The organism is Rhodoferax sp. GW822-FHT04A08 (assembly GCF_058801025.1).
The window spans coordinates 22,855-29,009 of the sequence record NZ_JBXAMW010000028.1; the positions used below are offsets into that span (position 1 = coordinate 22,855).

The following is a 6,155-nucleotide window of genomic DNA, read 5'->3' on the forward strand; positions in this document are numbered from 1 at the left end:
ACAAACATGCAAATCATTCTGGATCGTCCACGCTGCGAAGGCCACGGACTCTGCGCCGAGGTCGCGCCCAAGCTCATGCACCTCGACGACAAGGGAGAGCTCATCCTGGATGTGGAATTTGTAGATGACACCGATCAGGCCGCAGTAGACGCAGCGAAGGCAGCCGTAAGGGTTTGCCCAGTTGCCGCTCTGAAACTTCGCTGATCCGGCGCTCACCATGGATAACGTTGTAGTGGTTGGCAATGGAATTGCCGGAACCACAGCGGCTACGGCTCTGCGTGATCACGGATTCCGTGGTCGTATCACTATCATTGGTGCAGAGACACACGAGCCTTACAGCCGCCCTGCGCTTTCTAAGTCAGCGCTTGCCGAGGCTGGCGAACTCAGCTCTCACCTATTGCCTCCAGCGGACCACAATGCTGACGTGCTGCTAGGTGTGAGCGCCATCGACCTGGATCTGGCCAGCCGTCAATTGAAACTCAGCGACGGAAGCATTCAAGCTTTTGAAGGCCTTGTCATCGCAAGTGGCATTCGCCCGCGCAAGCTCAAGCCGGACCTTGATCTCGAACTGACCTTTCGTAACGTCGAGGATGCGCAAAAGTTGCGAATCCTCTTGCGCTCGAGACCGCGAGTTGTTGTGATTGGAGCCGGTGTATTGGGGATGGAGTTGGCTAGCGCCTGCGCAGCCGCCGGAAGCTACGTAACCGTAATCTGCCGCAACAAACCAATGCGCTCAAGCCTAGGCGACTTCTTGGCAGATGTCATAGTGGAAGCTGCTAAACGGCAGGGGCTTAAAATAGTAAACCCCCATGCAGTAGACATTCGCGAGTCAGCGGGTGAATCCGGAACGCGTGAAGTAGTACTTGCAGACGGATCTTCGGTCCTAGCTGACGTAGTAATCAGCGCCATTGGTGATGCACCCAATGTCGAATGGCTCATGAACTCGGGATTGTTGAACAATGGTGAAGTCTGTGTGGACAGCCGCTGCAGACTCGCTCCCAATGTAGTGGCCGCTGGCGACGTTGCGTCCGTCCCCAGCAAGTTCGGACACGCTCGGTCACCGCTTTGGACGAGCGCGATAGAACAGGCCAAGATTGCCGCTCAAGCCTTACTGTTAGGCGATGCAGCTCCTGAATTGCACTATCAGCAATACTTCTGGACAGCCCAATTTGGGCTGGCACTCAAAGCCTGCGGTCAGCTTCCCGTGACGGGCGAGCCTGAATACATCAGCGGTACGCCTGGATTTGAACCAACCCTAATGCGCTGGCAGAACGCTGATGGTTCAGGGACTGCAGTGTCCATGAACTATCGCCTTCCTATACCCAAGCTTCGCGCGCTCAGTCGCCAATCTCCAACGACTGCGTAGCACTCAGAAGAGCGTACAGCGAGGCGAACCGCATCGGACATCCTGCAGTGTTGGCTCTGCCCTGCGTGAAACAAAACAATATTTTTCAGAGAGCTTTAGAAAGCAAGGGGTGAAGAGTGATAGACAAGATAGCGAACTCAGTTAGTGAGGCTCTGACCGATGTGCAAGATGGCTCAACGGTTCTGATTGGTGGTTTTGGTACTGCAGGCATCCCCAACGAGTTGATTAACGGACTGATTGAGCAAGGGGCCCGAGAGCTGACGGTGGTAAACAATAACGCGGGCAATGCGGACGCTGGGCTTGCCGCATTGCTGAAGGCAGGGCGCGTGCGCAAGATCATTTGCAGCTTCCCGCGCCAGGCGGACTCCTATGTTTTTGACGACCTTTACCGCACTGGAAAGATCGAGCTCGAGCTCGTTCCCCAAGGCAATCTAGCTGAGCGACTGCGGGCAGCAGGCGCTGGCGTGGGCGCCTTTTTCACCCCTACCGGCTTTGGAACTGAATTGGCAAAAAACCCTAATGGGAGTGCCAAGGAGACCCGCGTTATCAATGGCAAAGCGTACGTTTTGGAGTACCCGATTTATGGTGATTTAGCTCTCATCAAAGCCGAGGCGGGCGATCGCTGGGGCAACCTCACCTATCGCAAGGCTGCACGAAACTTCGGCCCGGTAATGGCCACGGCCGCCAAACGCACGGTAGCCACTGTGCACGAAATTGCCGAGCTGGGCTCGCTCGATCCAGAAGCCGTGGTGACCCCAGGCATCCACGTGAGCAAGATCGTACGGATTGATCGCGTAGCAACACAAGCTGGTGGTTTCAAGCAAGCTGCATAAGGAATTTTTGAAATGAGCCAATACCAACGACGCACAAAGGATGAGCTTGCCAGGCGAGTAGCACAAGACATTTTTGACGGTGCCTATGTCAACCTGGGCATCGGCATGCCGACCACCGTTGCCAATCACATTCCCGCCGGCATGGAAGTGATTCTGCACAGCGAAAACGGAATTCTTGGAATGGGCCCGGCACCGCAAGCGGGGTTTGAGGACTATGACCTGATCAACGCGGGCAAACAGCCGGTGACCTTGCTTGCCGGTGGCGTGTACTTTCACCATGCAGACAGCTTTGCCATGATGCGTGGCGGTCACTTGGACATCTGCGTGCTCGGAGCCTTTCAGGTCTCTGCCACAGGCGATCTGGCCAACTGGAGTACGGGTGAGCCCGGCTCCATTCCTGCCGTGGGTGGTGCCATGGACCTCGCCATTGGTGCCAAGCAAACGTGGGTGATGATGGACCTGCTCACCAAGAAGGGCGACAGCAAAGTGGTGGCGGCTTGCAGCTATCCGCTCACGGGCATTGCCTGCGTGAAGCGCATTTATTCCGACCTGGCAACGCTGGAATGCAGCGCCACCGGTTTGCGCCTGATCGACAAAGTGCCTAGTCTGGAGCATACCGAACTCGAACGTCTTGTGGGCTTGTCCATTGCGCACTGAGCTCCTCATTCAATTTACTGACAGACCCCGGAATCTATGAAGCAAGCCTTTATTTGCGATGCCATCCGCACCCCCTTCGGCCGCTATGGCGGTGCATTGTCCAGCGTTCGTGCCGATGACCTTGGCGCGATTCCGCTACGTGCACTGATGGTGCGCAACTCCCAAGTGGACTGGGCTCGCGTGACCGACGTGATCTATGGCTGCGCCAACCAAGCTGGCGAAGACAACCGAAACGTAGCACGCATGAGCAGTCTGTTGGCGGGTCTCCCGCTGGAGGTCCCTGGTGCAACCGTTAATCGCTTGTGCGGTTCTGGATTGGATGCATTGGGTACCGCGGCGCGGGCCATCAAATCCGGCGAAGCCACCTTGATGATTGCTGGTGGCGTGGAAAGCATGAGTCGAGCACCATTTGTGATGCCCAAAGCTGATACTGCCTTCAGCCGGAACAATGCGGTGTACGACACTACTATTGGATGGCGCTTCGTTAACAAGCTGATGAAGGCGCAATACGGCGTGGACTCCATGCCTGAAACCGCAGAGAATGTGGCCACTGACTACGGCATCGAGCGCGAGGCGCAAGACCGAATGGCGTTTGCCAGCCAGTGCAATGCCGTCGCCGCCCAGCAGGCTGGGCACTTGGCGCGCGAAATCACACCGGTATCTATCGCTCAAAAGAAGGGTGACCCGGTGATAGTTGATACCGACGAACACCCTCGCTCTACCAGCATGGAAGCGCTGGCAAAACTCAAGGGCGTGGTGAGGCCGGATGGCACTGTGACAGCTGGCAATGCGTCGGGCGTGAACGACGGAGCCTGTGCCTTGCTGTTGGCAGATGAGTTGAGTGCAGCCAAGAATGGGCTTACTCCCAGAGCACGTGTAGTCGGCATGGCAACCGCTGGTGTGGCACCGAGGATCATGGGCATCGGGCCCGCGCCGGCCACCCAAAAAGTGTTGGCCCTGACGGGTTTATCACTCGAGCAGCTCGATGTCATTGAGCTCAATGAAGCCTTTGCCGCACAGGGCCTGGCTGTATTGCGTCAGTTGGGTTTGCCAGATGACGACGCCCGTGTGAACGCATGGGGTGGGGCCATTGCGCTAGGGCATCCGCTGGGGGCATCAGGGGCGCGTCTAGCGACCACCGCTGTTAATCGTTTGCATGCAACCAGTGGCCGCTATGCACTTTGCACCATGTGCATCGGCGTCGGCCAAGGCATTGCGCTAGTGCTCGAGCGGGTTTGATAACTGACGTCTGCATCGAACAGGTACATATGCTCAGTGAGGCAAATAGGTCGATTCACAATGATTGACAAGGGTACACCAGTGTCGCGATAGAACTTTGCCACTAGAGCGCATTACTTGCACATCGTATTTCAATACGGAGACAAAGAAAATGGCACGATTCAAAATATCTACGCGTCTGTTTTTCTTAATCGGCGTAAGTGCATTGATGATGTTCATCATGACCTTGGGCGGACAGTACGGTCAAAGCAAGATGTCGACTTCGCTTGACACGCTATATGAGAATCGCACTTTGTCAATGGGTACGCTCTCCAATGTTCAGGCATTGATTCTTCAAGACCAAATGGCACTGATCGGTGTTATAGCTAATCCAACCCCTGAAGATGCCAGTCAGATGGTGACAGGTATGAAAGTTAGAACCACTGAATTCAACAATCAGTGGACAGCATTTAAGTCTCGCGAATTGACTACTATTGAACAGGAGTTGGTAAGTTCCATTGAACTTGATCGCAAACGATATATAGAGGAAGTTGTTTCCCCCATCGAATCAGCACTACGGGCTAATGACTTTGGTACTGCAAATCAGATTTATGTGGGCAAGCAGAATCGCATGTATGAGCCGCTTCGAAAGGATTTAGCGGAATTAAATAAACTCCAGCTAGATGGAGCCAATAGCCAATACCAGATGTCACATGAAGAGGCGATTCTTGCCCGTAACTCGGCGTGGATTACCTTTCTTTTTAGTTCGATTGTTACGTGTGTTTTCGGACTACTGCTAGTGCGTGGAATTTCTCGCACCTTATCTCACGCGATGGCTGCAGCGAATACCGTGGCAACAGGTGATTTGACCTTTTCTATTCACGTTGACGGCAATGATGAACTGGCACAATTTCTCAATGCGCTTTCCGACATGCAGAAGCAACTTGGCGAGGTTGTTGCTTCCGTACGCCATGGCTCAGAGGCTGTGGCGAACGCCAGTTCAGAAATCGCTCAAGGCAATCACAATTTGTCAACCCGAACAGAAAGCCAAGCGAGCGCGCTGGAACAAACCGCAGCGAGCATGGAGGAGCTTTCATCTACAGTAAAGCAAAATGCCGACAGCGCACGCGCCGCAAGTCAATTGGCTAAAAGTGCAACAACTGTTGCAGAGCTAGGCGGTGAAGTTGTGGGGCAAGTGGTGCAGACAATACGACTCATCAATGATGATTCTCGAAGAATTAAGGACATCATCAATGTGATCGATGGAATTGCATTTCAAACGAACATTTTGGCACTAAATGCTGCTGTAGAAGCCGCTCGCGCGGGGGAGCAGGGTCGTGGGTTTGCTGTGGTTGCTAGTGAAGTTAGGTCCTTGGCTGGGCGCAGTGCCAACGCAGCTAAAGAAATTTCACTCTTAATTAATGCCAGTGTCGAGCGCGTGGCGCAGGGTACTGCATTAGTGGACCAAGCTGGCAATACTATGGTAGAGGTTGTCGCTAGCATTCAGCGAGTTACCGATCTTATGAGCGAGATTAGTGCCACTAGCTCAGAACAGTCAGATGGCGCATCTCAAATAGAGGTCGCCATGACAGAAATGGATCAGGTGACTCAGCAAAACGCTGCATTGGTAGAAGAAATGGCCGCAGCGGCTAGTGGACTAAAAGTACAGTCTGAAGAACTCGTTCAAATGGTCTCGATTTTCAAGTTACCACGGAGTAATTTAGTAGAATTGGCCCCGCTTCAACCATAATTGAACGTCGTTTCATGCTGAGACGGCAAATCCGTTGACTATGTGGCGCACCAGTTCGCGTCTGGCCGGTGCGCCCACCATTTTTTTCGCAAGGCTTCTTCGTCACCTCGTTTTCCAGCATCTCTTCGGCCAGCAACCGCTTGAGGCGCGTGTTTTCCGTTTCCAGCTCCTTCAGGCGCTTAGCATCCGACATATTCATTCTGCCAGACTTGCTACGCCAGAGGTAATAGCTGGCCTCCGAGAAGCCATACCCATCCCATCTTCGCAAGCAATTATCTTTAGTGACTCCAAGAAAGCCCCCGCTCAGGCTAGAGGCAGACGGCGCCAGGAA

6 protein-coding genes and 1 pseudogene are annotated in these 6,155 nt (G+C 54.0%); 6 read left to right on the forward strand and 1 reads right to left on the reverse strand.

Going from position 1 to position 6,155, the window contains the following annotated elements; translation table 11 throughout:
* Positions 1-6 precede the first annotated feature (6 nt).
* The 6 genes from AC1RMF_RS25525 (at position 7) to AC1RMF_RS25550 (ending at position 5,824) form a co-directional block, all read left to right on the forward strand.
* The gene (locus AC1RMF_RS25525) at positions 7-204 is read left to right on the forward strand and encodes a ferredoxin (protein WP_493145281.1); all 198 of its coding nucleotides are present in this window, start codon (positions 7-9) and stop codon (positions 202-204) included.
* A gap of 13 nt (positions 205-217) precedes the next feature.
* The gene (locus tag AC1RMF_RS25530; RefSeq protein WP_493145283.1) at positions 218-1,366 is read left to right on the forward strand and encodes an NAD(P)/FAD-dependent oxidoreductase; all 1,149 of its coding nucleotides are present in this window, start codon (positions 218-220) and stop codon (positions 1,364-1,366) included.
* A 116-nt stretch (positions 1,367-1,482) separates the two neighbouring features.
* Positions 1,483-2,199, forward strand: coding sequence for a 3-oxoacid CoA-transferase subunit A (locus AC1RMF_RS25535; protein ID WP_493145285.1), 717 nt, complete (start codon positions 1,483-1,485; stop codon positions 2,197-2,199).
* Positions 2,200-2,211: 12 nt separating this feature from the next.
* The gene (locus AC1RMF_RS25540; RefSeq protein ID WP_493145287.1) at positions 2,212-2,856 is read left to right on the forward strand and encodes a 3-oxoacid CoA-transferase subunit B; all 645 of its coding nucleotides are present in this window, start codon (positions 2,212-2,214) and stop codon (positions 2,854-2,856) included.
* Between the two features lie 36 nt (positions 2,857-2,892).
* Positions 2,893-4,095, forward strand: coding sequence for a 3-oxoadipyl-CoA thiolase (gene pcaF, locus AC1RMF_RS25545; protein WP_493145288.1), 1,203 nt, complete (start codon positions 2,893-2,895; stop codon positions 4,093-4,095).
* Between the two features lie 151 nt (positions 4,096-4,246).
* Complete coding sequence (locus AC1RMF_RS25550) at positions 4,247-5,824, forward strand: methyl-accepting chemotaxis protein (RefSeq protein ID WP_493145289.1); 1,578 nt, start codon at positions 4,247-4,249, stop codon at positions 5,822-5,824.
* 39 nt (positions 5,825-5,863) lie between these two features.
* Here the strand turns inward: AC1RMF_RS25550 and AC1RMF_RS25555 are convergent.
* Positions 5,864-6,131 (reverse strand): annotated as a pseudogene (locus AC1RMF_RS25555) (transposase); the annotation flags it as partial.
* Between the last annotated feature and the right edge of the window lie 24 nt (positions 6,132-6,155).